Raw genomic sequence first — 16,369 nt, 5'->3', positions numbered from 1 at the left:
TTCAGGAACGGCGGCGGGTCAGGGTGAGGCGGGAGCGGGTCACCGTCCAGGCCGCGATGGTGGCCAGGACCGGGACGACGACGGTGAGCGCGGTGACCTGGAGCAAGGGAACCGCGACCGGATACCCGGACAGCAGCGTCCATCCGATGCCGACCGCGACGCCCGCCACAAGGCCGAGAACCGACCCGATCACCGAGATCGTCGCGGCCTGCGCGGCGACCACCCGCCGTCGGGCCGACGGCGCCGCGCCCACCGCGGCGAGCGTCGCCAGGTCGGGCCGCGCGTCGACCGCGGACAGGGCGACCGCCGACCAGGTCCCGGCCAGCGCGAGGAACACCGCCGCGAGCGCGATGGCCAGGCCCACGACGGGCCGAGCATCGCCGCTCCACGGCGTGGAGAGCGTCCCCAGCAGGCTGTCGGTGCCCTGGCCGGGTTGCCTGCCCGCCTCGACCCTGACGTCGAGTGCCCTGTCCGAGGCGAACCCGACGAGCTCTGCGTCGACCCGGGTCTGCAGCAGCGCCTCCTGCTCGGAGGTCGGCACGGTCGGGTTCTCGACCAGGTACGCCCCGACCGCCGGTTCCGCACCCAGCTCGTCGAGGAGCGCCTCCGGCAGGATCGGGAGGTTCGGGATCGGTTCTCCGGGGGTTCCCACGACGGCGGCAGGGAGCACCCTGTCCTCCACGGGCCGGTCGTCGAGGTACGCCCGGACCGTCACGGTCGCGTTGCCGTCGGCGTCGACGTGTGAGGACGGCAGAGGCAGGCGTCCGTCGGCGAGCGCCGTGGCGACGTCGTCGAGGTGTTCCTCGGGGATGCCGAGCGCGTGCAGCAACCGTCGGTCCGACCCGTCGGTGACCACGGGGCCGGGCCAGCGGTCGTAGTTGGCGGACAGGCTGACGTCGAGGCCGGCCGGATCGACCGGCAGGACGGCCAGGTCGAGCAGCTCTCGGCGAGGAGCCGAATCGTTGTCGGCGGATGCGGGGACCACGGCGACCGGGAGGGTCAGGAGCGGCCCGGCGTCGGGGAGCGCCTCGTCGACGAGGTCCTGCAGGCGTTCGGACTCGTCCTCCGCGAAGACGTGCCCGTATCCCTGCGTTACGGCGACCGTCCCGGTCGACGCCCATGGCCTGTACCACGACGCCTCCTCCACCACGACCTTCTCGGCGTCGAAGTAGGTCAACCCGGCTGTTGCCCCGGCCATGGCGACCAGCACTGCCGCGACGGCGGGCACGGTGCGGGCCCGGTAGCGTGCGGCGTCGCGCAGGGCGAACCGCCACGTCCACGGCAGTCGGCGCGCGACACGGCCGAGCAGGGCGACGATGCCGCCGCAGGCGAGGATGAGGCCGAGGTCCGCGACCACGATGCCCGCGGACAGCCCGACGGCCCAGTGCTGGGCGCCGGCCACCACGGCGAGGACGACACCGCCGACCGCGGCGCTCGCGCCGACGACGGTGGGCCACCGGGGGGTCGAGACCTCGGGCCGTCGCCCGGCCAGCACGGTGACGACGTCGGCGCGTGCCGCGCGCCGGGCCGGCGGCCAGGCGGAGAGGATGGCGAGCAGCACCCCGACCACGAGGATCACGGCGAGCGGGCCCACCGGCAGGCGCAGCGCGGGGAGCCGGTCAGGGATGACCTGGGCGAGCACCGCGGTCGCCGCGACCCCGAGAGCGACCCCGGCCAGTGATCCTGCCGCCCCGGTGAGCAGCCCGCGGGCGAGCATGACGGCGCGCAGGGCGGGCGCAGGCGCCCCGTTGACGGCCAGCAGCGCGAGCGACCGGGTGTCTCGCCGCGCGCCGACCGCGAAGGCGGGCCCGATGAGCCAGACCGCCTCCAGCAGCCCGACCACCACCAGCGCGACGATCACGGAGAGGGCCGCCCAGTCGACGTAGCCGGACCACGTGCTCCCGGTGTCCGCGGGCGCCGGTGGGTCGAGGAGCACGGCCCTGCTGGTCACGAACGCGCCGGCAGCATTGATGTCCTGGACGTCGGACCAGGTGACGGGGGCGTCACCGACCACGTACCACAGCGGGTAGTCGAAGCCGCCGGAGGTGACCTCCTGGGGCGGCGTGAGCGGGCCCGACTCCGGCAGGAGCACCGGCGAGATCATGTCGATGGTGCGGGGGACGACGCCGCTGACCGTCGCGGTGGTGGTCGTGCCGTCGGCCAGCTCGACCTCGACGGTGTCGCCGAGCTCGAGCCCCAGGTCCCGGTGCCGTTCGGTCACGGCGATCTCACCGTCGCCGGGCAGGTGCCCCTGCAGCACCGGGAACCGGGCCGCGACGTCGGGCTCGGCGAAGTCGGTCTGCACGGCGACCGACATGGCGGCACCCTCGCCGTCGTCGAGACGGACCGTGCCCTTGAGCGCCCGGACCAGCTGGTCGTCGTCGGGCAGGTGGCGCTCGATGCTCTGCTCGAGGTCCTGGTACGGCATCGAGACCGCTGTCGCCGTGTCGTACTTCGTCCAGCCCGCGGCGTCCCAGAACCATCGTGGGCTGTCTCCCTGCCAGAACTGCTCGATCGGCCCGCCGATGCCCTCGATCTTCGCCTGGAGGCCCGGTCCGAGCTCGGCCTCGGTGTCCGCGGGTGCGTACGGCTCGTTGGACTCGAGCGTGGTCATCACGAACGACCCCGCGGCCACGGGCAGTGTCACCATCACCGCGATGAGCACGGCGCGACCCGCATTCCGGAGCAGGTCGCGCCGCGCGAGCCGGAGCGCGAGCCGCCAGCGGCCGACCACCTGCAGGGACCAGAGCCCTGCCGTCGGCCGGTCGGTGCCCGGAATCCTGGCGTTCACGCGTCAGCTCCCTGCAGCTCGCCGCTCTCGTCCAGGCCTGCGCCGTCGACGTCGGAGCGGGACCCGCCGCCTTCCATGCGGCCGTCGCGCAGGTGCACCGTCCGGTCCGCCCACGCCGCGTACCGCGCGTCGTGCGTGACGAGCAGGCCCGCCGCACCGGCGTCGACCCGTGCCCGCAGGAGACGCATCACGGCCTCGCCGGTCACGGAGTCGAGCGCACCGGTCGGCTCGTCCGCGAGCACCAGCCGCCGGGGCCCCACCAGGGCACGGGCGATCGCCACGCGCTGCTGCTGACCGCCGGACAGGTCCTCCGGGAACCGGTCCGCCGCCTCCAGCAGCCCGACCTCGGTGAGCGCCGCCTCGGCGTCGGCACGGGCGGTGCCCGGCCGCACACCGTCCAGCTCCAGGGGGAGCGCCACGTTCTCCACGGCGGTGAGTGCGGGCACGAGGTTGAGGTCCTGGAACACGAAGCCGACGTCACGGCGTCGCACGGCGGCGCGCTCGCGCGCCCCCAGGCGTGCGATGTCCGTGCCTGCCACGCGCACGCTGCCCGACGTCGGGGTGTCCAGACCGCCCGCGACGTTCAGCAGGCTGGACTTGCCGGAGCCGGACGGCCCCATGACCGCCACCAGCTCGCCGACCCGGACCGTCAGGTCGATGCCGCGCAGGGCATGCACCTCGCCCGCACCGCGGCCGTGGACGCGGGTGACGCCCTTCATCTCGAGCGGGACGGTCATCGCGTCATCTCCTTGGTCGTTGCATCGGTCGTTGCCTCGGTCAGTGCCTCGGTGGGCCGGGTCGTCCTGTGGTCGCTACCCGCTGCGCCGGCCCCGGCCGGCCCGTATGCCGCGACCGAGGCCTCGACGTGGTCCAGCCAGCGCGCCTCGGCCTCCGCGGCGAAGACCTGGGACTCCAGCACGAGGGAGTGGGCGAGGTCGACGGCGGGATCGAGGTCGCGCTTCTGCTTCGTCAGGGCTCTCAGCGCGCGCAGCGTCTCGTCCCGTTGCCGCCGCACCACGGCGGTGGCGTCCACCCCGGGCACGGTCACCGCGAGGGCGAGCTTGATGGCCAGCTCGTCACGGCCCGGCTTCTCGCGTCCGACGGACGTGACCCACCAGGCCTCGGCCTGGGCGGCGCCGGACTCGGTGAGGCGGAACTGCTCGGGCGAGTCCTCCGTGCCCTCCGCGACGGGTTCGACGAGACCGTCGCGCTGCAGGCGCGCGAGCGTCGTGTACGCCTGCCCGATGTTGAGCGGCCAGGCACCGCCCGTGCGGCGCTCGAACTCCTGGCGCAGCTGATAGCCGTGCATGGGTTGCTCGCTGAGGAGCGCGAGGAACCCCTGGCGGATGGACACGAGGCGGCTCACTTCCCTGTCGGTTGCTTACTGGGTAACTACCTCTCGCACTGATAGTTACCGAGTAAGTATCTGCTGTCAACGGAAGAGCCGGCGGAGAGGCGGGTGAAGTGCGCCAGGCGAGGCCGGTCCGCCTGCTGGTCACCACTTCCGTCGTCCGGCCGCCTGTGGCACGATGACCCGCATGACCCCGCGCTTCACCCTGCGACAGGCGATCATCATTTCGTAGCGCGTCCGGAGACACCCCACCGGACGCGCAGACCTTCCACACCCGGAGGGTCTTTTTTTGTTGGTCTGGCGGTCCCTGCCCCAGCGGGATCGTCAGCCCTCTCGTCAGCCACATCGTTGGGAGCATCGATGACCACCTCCTCGTTGACCGCCGCCTCGTTCCAGGTGTACGACACGACGTTGCGCGACGGCGCGCAGCAGGAGGGGATGAACCTCTCCGTCTCCGACAAGCTCGCGATCGCGGTTCTTCTCGACGAGCTGGGTGTCGGCTTCATCGAGGGCGGCTGGCCGGGCGCGGTCCCCAAGGACACCGACTTCTTCGCGCGGGCCGCCACCGAGCTCACCCTGAAGAACGCGGTGCTCGCCGCCTTCGGGGCGACCCGGCGGGCGGGGGTCCGGGCGGGCGACGACCAGCAGGTGCGGGCACTGCTCGACGCCGCGACGCCCGTGGTGACGCTCGTGGCCAAGTCGGACGTGCGGCACGTGGAGCGCGCCCTGAAGACCACCCGCGCCGAGAACCTCGCGATGATCGCCGACACCGTTTCGTTCCTCGTCGCGGAGGGCCGCCGCGTGGTGCTCGACGCCGAGCACTTCTTCGACGGCTACCGGCACGACGCCGAGTACGCGACGAGCGCGGTCACCGCCGCGTTCGAGGCGGGTGCCGAGGTCGTCACGCTCTGCGACACCAACGGCGGCATGCTGCCGACCTGGATCGGCGAGATCGTGGGGGAGCTGAAGGGCGCGATCACGCCCGGGGCCGGTCAGCTGCTGGGCGTGCACGCGCACAACGACAGCGGCTGCGCCGTCGCCAACTCGCTCGCCGCCGTCGAGGCGGGCGCCACGCACGTGCAGGGCACCGTCAACGGGTACGGCGAGCGCACCGGCAACGCCGACCTCGTCACCGTCGTCGCCAACCTCGAGCTGAAGGGCGGCATGTCGCTCCTGGCCGACGGCGGCCTGCGCGAGGCCGCGCGGATCGCGCACGCCATCAGCGAGATCACGAACATCTCGCCGTTCGCGCGCCAGCCGTACGTCGGGGCGAGCGCGTTCGCGCACAAGGGTGGGCTGCACGCCAGCGCCATCCGCGTGGACCCGGACATGTACCAGCACACCGACCCCACCCTGGTCGGCAACGACATGCGCATGCTCGTCTCCGACATGGCAGGCCGTGCCTCGATCGAGCTCAAGGGCCGTGAGCTGGGCTTCGACCTCGCCGGCCAGGGCGAGCTGCTGTCCCGGGTCACGAACCGCGTGAAGGCGGACGAGGCCGCCGGCTACACCTACGAGGCCGCCGACGCGTCGTTCGAGCTCCTGCTGCGGTCCGAGCTGGGCCGACGTCCGGAGTTCTACACGGTCGAGTCGTGGCGGACCATCATCGAGACCGTCCCCGCGGGCGCGGCGCCGCCGGCGGTCCACGCGCCCGACGCCGTCGCCGTGGCCGAGGCGACCGTCAAGATCCGGGCCGGCGGCGAGCGGATCGTGACGACGGGCGAGGGCAACGGCCCCGTCAACGCGCTGGACCAGGCGCTGCGCACCGCGCTGTCCCAGGTCTACCCGGAGCTCAGCCGGTTCGAGCTCATCGACTTCAAGGTGCGCATCCTCGACACGGAGCTCGGCACCGATGCGATCACCCGGGTGCTGATCGAGACGACCGACGGCGAGCACTCCTGGTCCACCGTCGGTGTGGGCCCCAACGTGGTCGAGGCGGCCTGGGAGGCGGTCACCGAGGCGTACGTCTACGGCCTGCTGAAGTCAGGCGTGGAGCCCCGCCCCTGAGGACACCGAGGAAAGAACTCTGGCGAGGAGGTCTCGGCAGGCTCGACCACCGCTGGTCGAACCTGCCGAGACCTCCTCGCCAGAGAACGTAGCCGGAAGGGGGAGTCCGGTCAGCCGACCGGGGCGGCCGGGGCCGCCGGGCGGTCCGTCTTGCTGTTCCCCAGGTCGAGGCGCTGGTCGCGCACCGCCTCGTACGTCGCCTTGATGGCGATCGACGAGCGGTCGTACGTACGCTGCGCGACGCGGACGAACAGGTAGTCCACGACGGTGAGCTGGGCGATGCGGCTCGACATGGCGCCGACCCGGAACTGGGTCTCGCGGGCCGTGGTGGCCAGGACGACGTCGGACACGAGGCCGATCGGCGCGTCCGGGAAGTTCGTGATCGCCGCGGTGAGCGCGCCGCGCTTGCGGGCGATCTCCAGCGCCTGGTTGGTCTCCCGCGTCTGTCCTGAGTGCGAGACGGCGATCGCCACGTGGCCCGGCTCGAGCAGCGCCGACGAGGCGAGCTGCTGGTGCGGGTCGGGCGAGCTGAACACGAAGACGCCGATGCGCTGCAGCTTCATCGCGAGGTCGGCGGCGGCGAGGTTGGACGAACCCACGCCGTAGACGTCGACCCGCTTGGCCTCCGAGATGGCCGTGGCGACCCGCTCGATCGCGTCGGTGTCGATCATCCGAGCGGTCTCTTCGATGGTCCGGGCCTCGTGGAACGCGATCTTCGAGACGACGGCTTCGATGTCGTCGGTCTGGTTGATCTCGCCCTCGGCGATGCCGGAGCGCTCCATCTCCACCTCGCGCCGGCTGGTCGCCTGCGCCAGGTCGATCCGGAACTCGGGGTAGCCGGCGTAGCCGACGGCACGGCAGAACCGCACCACGGTGGCCTGTGACGTGTCCGCGTGACCGGCGAGCTCCGTGATGGTCGACTGGACGACCGTGTTCGGGTCGTCGAGGACCGTCTGCGCCACTCTGGCTTCCGCTGGTCGCAGCGTCGGTAGTGCGCGCCTGAGTCGGACGAGGACGTCACCTGTCATGTCGCATCTCCCGGGATGGGGTGGGGGGTCTAGGGGTCGAGAACTTACACCCGTACCGGGGATTCGGGCACGACGGAGTAGTGAAGGAACGCGTCGGTGAACGACCGTCCGTCACTGAAGCTCGTCACCGGGCAGCTCGGTCGCCGAGAGCTCAGCAGTGAGGATGTCCGCGGCCCCCATGTCCTCGGCGGCCTCGTGGAGCGTGTGGTGGCCGTCCACCCGGACGGTGAGCCACGGCCGGAAGCCTGCGACCGACTGCGGCGTCTCGCGCAGGCGCTGGGCCAGCTTGAGCGCTCCGTCGAGCGGCGAACCGGCGCTCGGTACGAGCGAGACGTCGGGCCGGTCCTCCGAGAGGTGCTTGGTGAGCGACACCGTGAGCGGCGACTCCTCCTGCACCAGGCGGCCGGTCGTCGACGCGAGCGGCGGGATGCCGCGGCCGAGCGCGCTCGACAGCGTGTCGGCCAGGTGTCGCCCGGCCTCCTCGAGGATGCGGATCGACGTCGGGTCACCCTCGGCCGCCGCGATCATGACCTCAGGGGCCATCGAGGCGAGCTGCCGGGCGCGCTCCGCGTTCTTGTAGAACTGGTTGGGCCAGCTCTCGATGAGGCCGAACTTGGCGACCGCTGCTTCCAGCAGGCGCTTCGAGGCACCGCGGGAGGCACCGTCGTGGTAGCGGCCTGCGGCGCGCAGCGCCTCGCCGCCGACCCAGACGCCCGCGCCCAGGTCACCGAGCAGGTGGCCCCAGCCGTCGGCGCGGCGCCAGCGGCTCACGCCGTCGTAGCCGAACGCCACGGCGCCGGTGCCCACCGAGAGCACGGCTCCGGCACGGCCGGCCAGGGCACCGAGGTGGGCGGTGAGCGCGTCACCGGCGACGGCGGTGCGGTTGGTCCGCAGCTCGCGCGCCAGGATGTCGTGCACGTCGGTCGGCTTCTCGACCAGCGAGGTCAGGCCGGTGATGCCGACAGCGGCGGAGGCGACGGGGGCGGTGCTGCCGTCGCTCATCCCGTCGTGGCCCATGCGGGCGGCCCATGCGTTGAACGACTGGCACAGTGAGGCGACGACCGCCGGAGCGTCGCTGCCGTGGTGGTTCACCTTGACGGCGCGTCCGCTCAGGCTGATGCGCTCGGGGTGGGTGGAGTTGCCGAATTCAGCGACAAGGCGCGAGCCGCTGCCGCCTACGTCGAGAGCGACGACCCAGGCGTCGACCGCCATCTCATCAATACCCTGTGCGAGTTCGGACACCAGGTCATTCTGACACGAAACCAGGGCAAGGTTGTCTAAAGAGAGGAGGAAATTCTGGTCTGTTCTACGACCTCATCTGGCCAAATTTCGGATGTGCCAGACGCCGGAGTCGTACCTTCCGTACCAAAGGTCGGACTCCGGCGTCGGGCACCGCAGGCACCGTCGCCTACTGTGAACACGTGCGAGGAGAGTTCAAGGTTCCACACGGAAAGCTGGTTCGTGTCGAGACCGAGGTGGTCGAGGCCGACGGCCCGCCCGGCCGGCTGACGGGCACGCGGGTGAGCGGGGACTTCTTCCTCGAACCCGACGAGGCCCTCGAGGCGATGGGGGAGGCCCTCGACGAGCTGCCCGCCGACGCCTCCAAGGCGCAGCTCGCCGAGGCCGTGCGAGGGGCGCTGGAGGGTGCGACCGCCGTCGGGTTCGACGCCGACGCCGTGGCGGTGGCCACCCGGCGCGCGCTGGGCCACGCGACCGCCTGGGAGGACCACGAGTTCCAGGTGATCCGTACCCCCGCGGTGTCGCCCCTGCTCAACGTCGCGCTCGACCAGGTGCTGACCGAGGAGCTCGGTGCGGGGCGCCGCGGGCCGACCCTGCGGTTCTGGGAGTGGGACGAGTCCGCGGTGATCATCGGATCGTTCCAGTCGCTGAGCAACGAGGTCGACGTCGAGGGCGCGGCGCGGCACGGGGCCCGCGTGATCCGGCGGATCTCCGGGGGCGGCGCCATGTTCATGGAGCCCGGCAACACCATCTCGTACTCGCTGTACGTGCCCGGCTCGCTCGTGGACGGGCTGAGCTTCGAACGGTCCTACGCGTTCCTGGACGACTGGGTGATCGGCGCGCTGCACGGGCTCGGCATCGACGCCGCGTACGTGCCGCTCAACGACATCGCCTCGCCCGCGGGCAAGATCGCCGGGGCCGCCCAGAAGCGGCTGGCCGGGGGCGCCGTCCTGCACCACGCGACGATGGCCTACGACATGGACGCCGACAAGATGACCGACGTGCTGCGCATCGGGCGCGAGAAGCTCAGCGACAAGGGCACCCGGAGCGCGAACAAGCGGGTCGACCCGTTGCGCTCCCAGACCGGGCTCGGCCGCACCGCGGTGATGGACGCGCTCGAGGCGTCGTTCCGTGCGCGGTACCGCACGGTGACCGGCGAGATCACCTCGGCGGAGTGGTCGCTGGCGGAGCGCCTGGTCGAGTCGAAGTTCGGTACGCCGGAATGGACCGCGCGCGTTCCCTAGGCGCCATGTGATGATGAGCAATCACGGTTTGGTAACACCCCTAGCAGATACCTGACTCCGTCAGTAATCTCCACGCAATGCCGCGTATTGGGAAGTTCATTTCTCAGATATTCATCTGGCTACTCTCGCGGCACCGAGCGGAAGGAAGCCGAACGATGACTCGAGCGATGCGGCGGCCCATAGCGGCAGCCATCGGTGCACTGGCTGTCGCGGCCACGACGGCCGCCTGCGGCGGCGGCAGCGGCGACGACGCGAGCGAGGGTGACGGCACCCTGAACGTCTGGATCATGCAGGGCACGAACCCGGACGCCGACGACTTCTTCGACGAGGTCTCCACCGCGTTCGAGGAGGAGACCGGCGCGACGCTCGATGTGGAGTTCGTCGAGTGGGCGGACGCCCACGACCGGTTCGTCACCTCCATCGCCGGCGGCACGACCCCGGACGTCGCGGAGACCGGCACCACCTGGACCCCCGAGTTCGCCGACGCCGGCGCGCTCGCGCCGCTCGACGAGCAGGTGGAGGGCGCCGGGGTCACGGACGACCTCGTCGAGGGGCTCGTCGAGGCCGGGACGTACGACGGGCAGCTCTACGGCATGCCCTGGTACGCCGGGGTGCGCTCGCTGGTCTACAACACCGAGATGTTCGAGCAGGCCGGCGTCGAGCCGCCGACCACGTGGGCCGAGCTGGAGGACGCGGCCGCCGCGCTGAAGGAGGAGTTCCCGGACAAGATCGCCGTGGCGGTCCCCGGTGACGCCGAGTTCACCGTCTACCCGTGGGTGTGGGGCGCGGGCGGCGAGGTCGCCACGCTCGAGGGCGACACCTGGACCTCGCAGCTCGACAGCCCCGAGTCGCAGGAGGGCATCGAGTTCTGGACGGGCCTGGCCACCGAGGGCGGCTACTCGTCCGCCGGTGCGACCACCTGGCGCGAGACCGACGTGCTCGACTCGTTCGCGGCGGGCGACGTCGGCATGGCGGTCATGGGTTCGTGGACACCGGGCGCGATCGTCGACGCCAACCCCGACATGGACGGCAAGTTCGCGGCGGTGCCGATCCCGGGCAAGGACGGCGGCATGTCCCCGTCCGTGCTGGGCGGATCGCACCTGAGCATGTTCGAGACGGCCGAGGACAAGGACCTGGCCTTCGCGTTCATCGAGATGATGACCACGGGCGAGTTCGCCCAGAAGTGGGGCGAGCAGTCCGGGTACTTCCCGGGTCAGGTCTCGCTGCTGGACGAGACCCTCGAGAGCACCGACCCGCTGGTGGCACCGTTCGCCGAGCAGTTCGTCGACGGTGGCGCGTCCGTGCCGGCGGCGCCCACCTACGGCGCGGTGCAGGCCAAGGCGACCACGAGCACCATGATGCAGTCGATCCTCGCGGGTGACGCCGACGTCGCGACGGCGAGCGCGGCCGCCGCCGAGGAGATGACGACCATCCTGAACGGGTCTGAGTGACTCAGCAGCTGACCGCGGCACCGCCGCGGATCGGTCGGGCCAGGGCCGCCTTCGTGCGGCCCTGGCTGCTGCTCGCCCCCGCACTGCTGGTCCTGGCCGTGCTGCTGCTGTGGCCGCTGGTGCGGGTGTTCCTCTTCTCCCTGCAGGACTACGGCCTGCGGGAGATCACCACCGGCGAGCCGAACTGGACCGGCGTCGACAACTACGCCGAGATCCTGTCCACGCCGGAGCTGTGGACGGTCGTCCTGCCCAACACCGTCGGGTTCGCCGTGCTGGCCGTCGCGGGCACCGTGGCGTTCGGCACGGGGGTGGCGGTGCTGCTCGCATCGCTCGGGACCTTCTGGCGCACCGTCACCTCCAGCGCGATCATGGCGGCCTGGGCCATGCCGGCGGTCACCGGGACGTACGTGTGGGTCTGGATCTTCGACGCCGACCGCGGCGTCTTCAACGACGTCCTGATGGGTCTCGGCCTGCTGGACGACCCCACCAACTGGTTCACCGACCGCTGGACGTTCTACGCCATCGTCCTGCTCAACGTGATCCACCACGGCTTCCCGTTCGTCGCGGTCACGGTGCTCGCCGGCCTCCTCGGCGTGCCGAAGGAGATGCTGGAGGCCGCGGAGATGGACGGCGCCGGATCGTTCCGCCGGTTCTTCTCGATCATCGTCCCGCAGCTGCGGCAGGTGTTCGCCGTCGTGATCATCCTGTCGACCATCTGGGACTTCAAGGTGTTCGCGCAGGTGTACCTCATGCCCGGCGGCGCGGGCTCGAACCGTTCGGTGCTGAACCTCGGTGTGTGGTCGTACGTCGAGTCGTTCGGGCAGAACCGGTACGGCTTCGGGTCGGCGATCGCCGTGCTGCTGACCCTGCTGCTGCTCGTGATCACCGCGGTCTACGTCCGCACCGTGCTGGCGGAGGAGGAACGATGAGCACCACCCGCACGGCCCCGGCCCTGCGCCCGCTGCGCCGCACGTCGCGCCGTTCGCCGCTGCGCCAGCTCGGCAAGGGGGTGCTCGTCGCCCTCCTGCTCGCCTTCACGCTGTTCCCCGTCTACTGGATGCTGAACAGCTCGCTCGACGCGCAGGCCGGCCACACCAACAGCTTCTGGCCCGCCGAGCCGACGCTCGACCACTACTGGTTCGTGCTCACCGAGGGCGGGTTCGGCACGTTCCTGCGCAACTCGCTGCTCGTGGCGCTCGGCACGGTCCTCATCTCGTCCGCGCTCGCCCTGCTGGCCTCCGTGGCGGTGGCCCGCTTCCGGTTCCGGATGCGCACGCAGATCCTCATGCTGGTGCTCATCGTCCAGATGGTGCCGCTCGAGGCACTCGTGATCCCGCTGTTCGTGCAGGTACGCGACCTGCAGCTGCTCGAGACCCTGATCGGCCTCGTCGTGGTGTACGTGGCGCTCGCCCTGCCGTTCGGCATCTGGATGCTGCGTGGCTTCGTCGCGGCGGTGCCGATCGAGCTCGAGGAGGCCGCCTACCTCGACGGCGCCAGCTGGGGCCGGATGTTCTGGTCGGTCCTGCTGCCCCTTGTCGCGCCCGGCCTGGTCGCCACCAGCATCTTCAGCTTCATCACCGCATGGAACGAGTTCATCTTCGCCATGACGATGCTCGGCGGCGCCACCGAGAACTACACGGTGGCGATCGGCCTCCGGTCGTTCTTCGGCGTCCACTCCAACGACTGGGGCGCCATCATGGCGGCGTCCACGATCATCACCGTGCCCGTGATGATCTTCTTCATCCTGGTCCAGCGCCGTCTCGCGTCGGGCCTCACCGCGGGGGCCGTGAAGGCATGACCGCGGAGCCCACCGGGCCGGATCGTACGGAGCGCGCCGTCAACGGCGTGCTCCTGCCCGGCTTCGAGGGCACGCGCGTCCCGGACCAGCTGGCCGACGCCGCCCGCGCCGGCCTGGCCGGCGTCGTCTACTTCGCGCGGAACACGCCGGACGTCGCCACCACCGCCGCGCTGTCCACCGCCCTGCACTCGATCTCGCCCGACCTGCTGATCGCCGTCGACGAGGAGGGCGGCGACGTGTCACGGCTCGAGGCGGTCACCGGCTCCTCCCTGCCCGGTGCGGCGGCGCTCGGCGCCCACCCCGGCGGAGCGGCCGTCTCGCTGGACGCCGGCCGGGCACTCGGCCGCCTGCTCGCCGCCACCGGCATCGACCTCCTCCTCGGCCCGGTGCTCGACGTCGTCTCCGAGCCGGAGAACCCGGTGATCGGCGTGCGCGCCTTCGGCACCACGCCCGACGACGTCGCCCGGCACGGCACGGCGTTCGCCCGCGGCGTGCGCAGCGCCGGGGTCGGCGTCTGCGGCAAGCACTTCCCCGGCCACGGCGCCACCACCGTCGACTCGCACGTAGGACTACCCGTCGTGGACGAGCCGCTCGACGTCGTCCGGGCACGCGACCTGCTCCCGTTCGCACGCGCCCTACGGCCCGAGGGACGGGACGCCGGCCAGTCCGTGCTCGACGCCGTCATGACCGCCCACGTGCTCTTCCCCGCGCTCGGCCCGGCGCCCGCCTCCGTCGAGCCCGCCGCCACCCGGCTGCTCCGCGAGCTCGGCCACACCGGCCCGATCATCACCGACGCCCTCGACATGGGCGCCCTGCGCCAGCTCACCGGCTCCGTGGGGGAGGCCGCCGTCCGCGCCGTCGAGGCAGGCGCCGACCTGCTCTGCCTCGGGCTCGACCCGGCCCTGTACACCGAGTCGTACGACGCGCTGAGCCGGGCGGTCGCCACCGGCCGCCTGACCGTCGAGCGGCTCGAGGAGTCCCGGACACGTACGCAGGCGCTCGTGGCCGCGGTCCGGGTCCGGCGGTCAGCGGCCGGGGCGGCGACGAGCGTCGACGTCGCGAAGGAGGCGCTCGCGGACCTGTCCGAGGTCGGGGCGCACATCGCGGACGCCGTCGTGCACGTGCGGGGTGGCCGGCTCGTGCCGCTCCCGACCGAGGCCGAGCCCGACGTGGTCGACCTCCGGACCCGGCTGGACCACGCCGCCGGACGCAAGGCACGGCACGTGCAGGCCGCCGTCATCGCGACGTGGCCAGGGGCCAGGGTGACTCCGGCCGAGGGCGGCGAAGTACCTGACGGCGAGGGCGCCGAAGCCGTGGCGGGCGAACTTGGTCCGGATGAACATGGACTTGCGGTGCTTATTGCCCGATTCACCCGGTACGGTGTATCGGCGGATCTCGACAGAATGGGCATGAATCGTGGCGCAGAATTTCCTGGGGGCGTTCCCCGGGTCGCGTCCCGCTCCGAACCACTCGTCGTGATCACCCGTGAACCCGTCCCGGGTTCGGCAGAACGCGCCAGGCTGGAACGGCTCTGGGCGGTCCGGCCGGATCTCGTGGTGGTCCACACGGGCCCTCCCGGTCCGGTGGAGGACTGGTTCGGGACGTTGAGTGGTGGTGGCCCGGCTGTCGTGGTGGCGTGCGGGACCGGACGAGCGAACGCGGCGGCCGCCGTCGAGCGTCTCCGCGGCCCCGTGGACCGGCGGGACAGCGAAGAACAGCGCAGCAGCGAGCAGTGAGAGCAGCCATGAGCGACGAGCAGTACGGGTTCCAGAAGAGGGACCGAGACCGACAGCAGGACAGGGACCGACAGCAGCACACAGACCGACAGCACAGAGCAGGCAACGGGAAGGGGGCTCGCCGATGATCGCGGAGGCGGGATTCGAACGGCACGCACAGTCGGCGCCGCGCCCGGTCTCACCCACCGAGGAGCGCAACCCGCGCACACGTGACATCGACGTGGTCTCCACGGCCGAGATGGTGCGCATGATCACCGACGAGGACGCCGCCGTCATCGCCGCGGTACGCGCGGCGCACCCGCGCATCGTCGAGGCGATCGACCTCGCGGTGGACGGGATCCGCGCCGGGGGGCGGGTGCACTACGTGGGCTCGGGCACCTCGGGCCGCATGGGCCTGCTCGACGCCGCGGAGCTGCTGCCCACCTACGGCGTGGGCGAGGAGATGTTCGTGCCGCACCTCGCGGGCGGGCTGAACGCGTTCAAGAAGGCAGCGGAGGGCGCGGAGGACGACATCGAGGCGGGCGGGGCTCTCGTCGCCGACGTCGGGCCGGCCGACATCGTGTTCGGGATCGCCGCCAGCGGTGGCACCCCGTACGTCGGGGGAGCGCTCGACAGGGGCCGTGCCCGCGGGGCGCGGACCGTGCTGCTCGCCTCGAACCCCTTCGCCGCGCTGGCCCCGAAGGCGGACGTCCCGATCCTGGTGAACACCGGGCCCGAGGCCATCACGGGGTCGACCCGCATGAAGGCGGGCACCGCCCAGAAGATGGTGCTCAACACCTTCTCGACGGCGGTCATGGTGCGGCTCGGGAAGACCTACTCGAACCTCATGGTCGAGGTGCTCGCGACCAACGCCAAGCTGCGCCGCCGGCTGGTCCGCCTGCTGACGCAGGCCACGGACCTGGAGCCGGACGTGTGCGAGAACGCCCTTGCGGCCACCGACGGCGACCTTCGGGCCGCCCTCGTCATGCTCGTGGCGGGTGTGGACCGGGCCGCGGCCACGCGTGCCCTGGCCGTCGAGCCCGGGCGGATCGGCGGGCCGTCCGTACGCGAGGCGCTGGCGACGCTGGGTATCGAGCCGGCGTAGCGGGGGCGCCGGCCCGCGGTGGGTCAGGCAGGGACCGTCAGGAGGGCGGGACCGGTCGGGGCGTGGGCGTTGCTGACCTCGGCGGCCAGCTTCGCGACCAGGATGTCGCCGCCCTTGGTGAGCTGTTGCCCGCGCTCCTCGAACCCGAGGCGGCCGTGGAAGCGCAGCGAACCGGGGTTCGGTGGGTTCAGGTTGACCTCGCAGGTGACGACGTCGTGCCCGGCGGTGCGGGCGGCGTCGAACACCGCGTCGTAGAAGAGGCGGCCGATGCCGCGGCCCCGTGCCTGCTCGCCCACCACGATGCGGTCCACGTACAGGTGGTCCAGGCCACGCTCCTCGAACCAGGCGTAGTTCTCGCCGGACCAGTCCTCGCCGCCGTCGAGCGCGACGACGAAGCCGAGGGGGTCCTCCGGGGTCTCCGGGTCGACAGCGACCAGGGCCAGCGACGAGGCGTCGAGCAGCTCGACCATGTCGTCGGCCGGGGTGTCGGGGACGGCGGGGATCGAGGCGTTGTTGAGTGTGACCAGGCGAGAGACGTCGGCGTCAGTGGCGGGGCGCAGCAGGGTGGCCGTGGGCATGGCGCGATCACTCCAAGGGAGTTGGTGGGGGAACCAGCGACTTTAGCCGTTTCGCCCCCGCA

13 protein-coding genes are annotated in these 16,369 nt (G+C 71.7%); 7 read left to right on the top strand and 6 right to left on the bottom strand.

The genetic code is table 11. From position 1 onward, the window contains the following. Window position 1 precedes the first annotated feature (1 nt). Genes LUU90_RS09630 through LUU90_RS09620 form a run of 3 tightly spaced genes read right to left on the bottom strand, consistent with a single transcriptional unit; the run spans window position 2 to window position 4,145 of the window. Window positions 2-2,791 carry an FtsX-like permease family protein gene (locus LUU90_RS09630; RefSeq protein WP_275003160.1) on the bottom strand — a complete coding sequence of 930 codons (2,790 nt, stop codon included), beginning with the start codon at window positions 2,789-2,791 and terminating at the stop codon, window positions 2-4. Further along, window positions 2,788-3,528, bottom strand: a complete 741-nt coding sequence (locus LUU90_RS09625) for an ABC transporter ATP-binding protein (protein ID WP_275003159.1) — start codon at window positions 3,526-3,528, stop codon at window positions 2,788-2,790. The genes LUU90_RS09630 and LUU90_RS09625 overlap by 4 nt, the downstream gene beginning before the upstream one ends. Next, complete coding sequence (locus tag LUU90_RS09620; protein WP_275003158.1) at window positions 3,525-4,145, bottom strand: PadR family transcriptional regulator; 621 nt, start codon at window positions 4,143-4,145, stop codon at window positions 3,525-3,527. The genes LUU90_RS09625 and LUU90_RS09620 overlap by 4 nt, the downstream gene beginning before the upstream one ends. Before the next feature lie 357 nt (window positions 4,146-4,502). Here LUU90_RS09620 and cimA point away from each other — a divergent pair, with 357 nt between their 5' ends. Further along, window positions 4,503-6,149, top strand: a complete 1,647-nt coding sequence (cimA, locus tag LUU90_RS09615; protein ID WP_275003157.1) for a citramalate synthase — start codon at window positions 4,503-4,505, stop codon at window positions 6,147-6,149. 110 nt (window positions 6,150-6,259) lie between these two features. On the opposite strand, the gene LUU90_RS09610 is transcribed toward cimA, so the two are convergent. Both LUU90_RS09610 and LUU90_RS09605 read right to left on the bottom strand, forming a co-directional pair. Further along, on the bottom strand, window positions 6,260-7,177 hold the full coding sequence (locus LUU90_RS09610) for a MurR/RpiR family transcriptional regulator (RefSeq protein WP_275003156.1): 918 nt from the start codon (window positions 7,175-7,177) through the stop codon (window positions 6,260-6,262). A gap of 111 nt (window positions 7,178-7,288) precedes the next feature. Further along, a complete protein-coding gene (locus LUU90_RS09605; RefSeq protein WP_275003155.1) occupies window positions 7,289-8,419 on the bottom strand; it encodes an N-acetylglucosamine kinase in 1,131 nt (376 codons plus the stop codon). A gap of 179 nt (window positions 8,420-8,598) precedes the next feature. On the opposite strand from LUU90_RS09605, the gene LUU90_RS09600 reads away from it, so the two are divergent. From LUU90_RS09600 to murQ, 6 genes are all read left to right on the top strand, one after another. Then, window positions 8,599-9,660 carry a lipoate--protein ligase family protein gene (locus LUU90_RS09600; protein ID WP_275003154.1) on the top strand — a complete coding sequence of 354 codons (1,062 nt, stop codon included), beginning with the start codon at window positions 8,599-8,601 and terminating at the stop codon, window positions 9,658-9,660. A 155-nt stretch (window positions 9,661-9,815) separates the two neighbouring features. Beyond that, window positions 9,816-11,111, top strand: coding sequence for a sugar ABC transporter substrate-binding protein (locus LUU90_RS09595; protein WP_275003153.1), 1,296 nt, complete (start codon window positions 9,816-9,818; stop codon window positions 11,109-11,111). Beyond that, on the top strand, window positions 11,108-12,040 hold the full coding sequence (locus tag LUU90_RS09590) for a carbohydrate ABC transporter permease (RefSeq protein ID WP_275003152.1): 933 nt from the start codon (window positions 11,108-11,110) through the stop codon (window positions 12,038-12,040). Before LUU90_RS09595 ends, LUU90_RS09590 begins: the two co-directional genes overlap by 4 nt. Further along, window positions 12,037-12,909, top strand: coding sequence for a carbohydrate ABC transporter permease (locus LUU90_RS09585; protein ID WP_275003151.1), 873 nt, complete (start codon window positions 12,037-12,039; stop codon window positions 12,907-12,909). The genes LUU90_RS09590 and LUU90_RS09585 overlap by 4 nt, the downstream gene beginning before the upstream one ends. Continuing rightward, the gene (locus LUU90_RS09580; protein ID WP_275003150.1) at window positions 12,906-14,645 is read left to right on the top strand and encodes a glycoside hydrolase family 3 N-terminal domain-containing protein; all 1,740 of its coding nucleotides are present in this window, start codon (window positions 12,906-12,908) and stop codon (window positions 14,643-14,645) included. The genes LUU90_RS09585 and LUU90_RS09580 overlap by 4 nt, the downstream gene beginning before the upstream one ends. Window positions 14,646-14,769: 124 nt before the next feature. After that, window positions 14,770-15,729, top strand: a complete 960-nt coding sequence (gene murQ / locus LUU90_RS09575; protein ID WP_275003149.1) for an N-acetylmuramic acid 6-phosphate etherase — start codon at window positions 14,770-14,772, stop codon at window positions 15,727-15,729. Window positions 15,730-15,752: 23 nt separating this feature from the next. On the opposite strand, the gene LUU90_RS09570 is transcribed toward murQ, so the two are convergent. After that, window positions 15,753-16,307 carry a GNAT family N-acetyltransferase gene (locus tag LUU90_RS09570; RefSeq protein ID WP_275003148.1) on the bottom strand — a complete coding sequence of 185 codons (555 nt, stop codon included), beginning with the start codon at window positions 16,305-16,307 and terminating at the stop codon, window positions 15,753-15,755. Window positions 16,308-16,369: the final 62 nt, after the last annotated feature.

It is taken from the genome of Promicromonospora iranensis (assembly GCF_028994775.1).
Taxonomy (GTDB): domain Bacteria; phylum Actinomycetota; class Actinomycetes; order Actinomycetales; family Cellulomonadaceae; genus Promicromonospora; species Promicromonospora iranensis_A.
Note: the sequence above shows the minus strand (reverse complement) of the source record. Positions and strands in the feature narration are given on the sequence as shown.